The organism is Companilactobacillus halodurans (assembly GCF_009600985.1).
In the GTDB taxonomy this organism is placed as follows: domain Bacteria; phylum Bacillota; class Bacilli; order Lactobacillales; family Lactobacillaceae; genus Companilactobacillus; species Companilactobacillus halodurans.
Genome location: NZ_VDFP01000194.1, coordinates 1 through 1221, shown reverse-complemented (window position 1 = coordinate 1221; position 1221 = coordinate 1). Strand labels below are relative to the sequence as shown.

General features: G+C 39.6%; 1 protein-coding gene. It reads left to right on the top strand.

Going from position 1 to position 1221, the window contains the following annotated elements:
* Positions 1-1221: cardiolipin synthase (gene cls, locus FHL06_RS13560; RefSeq protein WP_153387166.1), on the top strand; the 1221-nt coding region annotated here is incomplete at both ends.

Below are 1221 nucleotides of genomic sequence, written 5' to 3'. Positions count from 1 at the left end.
GGTTTCAGCACTGATCACTGTTTTCCATAGACCACGTAATATCGTTACTACTTGGGCGTGGATCTTAGTCCTTGTCTTATTGCCAATTGTAGGATTCCTTATTTATGCGTTCCTCGGTCGTGGAATTGCGCAGGAAAAAATCTTCAATATCAGTAAGCAAGAGCATTACAGTTTAAGTCAGTTGAAGCGAATGGCGATTGCTGCCCAGAAACGTCCTCAAAACGCCTCACGATACGATGAAACACGTTATGCTGATCACATCATTCGTGTTTTCAACGAAACCGAAGAGGCTCCCTTAACACGCCATAATGAGATTGAACTTTATTTCGATGGTAAAGAAAAATTCAGAGATATGTTTGAAGATATCCGCAACGCCAAAGAAACAGTTCACGTTGAATATTATGCTTTCATCAAAAGTCATATTGGGGACGAGTTTTTAAAACTCTTAACGCAAAAAGCTAAAGAAGGTTTGGAAGTCCGTTTACTCTATGACCCATGGGGTTCTGGTGGTACTAAGCCACGTTATTTCAAAGAATTTCAAGCTGCCGGTGGCGAAGTCTTGCCATTTATCACGTCCAAAAACGTTATCGCCAAAACACGTTTAAACTATCACTTGCACCGAAAAAATGTTGTTATTGACGGTCAAATTGGTTGGATCGGTGGTTTTAACGTTGGCGACCAATATGTCAATACAACTGAAAAATTTGGTTATTGGCGTGATACACACTCACGAATCTTTGGTGCAGCTACATTGTTGTTGCAGGAGCGCTTCTTTAGAGATTGGAATGCTTCACTTGATCGTAATGCCAAACCTTTGGCTTTCTTAGAAAAATATTTTCCATCCGATAAGTTCAATACAGAAGCTAACCTACCTATTCAAATTATTTCTGACGGACCGGATAGCCGTGAGGAAATTTTGAAAGATGGATTCATTGATATGATAGTTAGTGCTAAAAAGAGTGTTTGGATTCAATCGCCTTATTTGGTTCCAGATGATGCGATGTTTACTGCCCTAACAATTGCCGCCCGTTCTGGTGTCGATGTCAGAATCATGATTCCTTGTATGCCTGATCATCCCTTCATTTATCGGGCCACCCAATACTATGCCAATTTATTAACAACTTATGGCATCAAAATTTATAGTTATCAAAAGGGCTTCTTGCACTCAAAAACTTCCGTTTTCGATGGTAAAATTTGTTCAGTTGGTTCTATGAATCATGA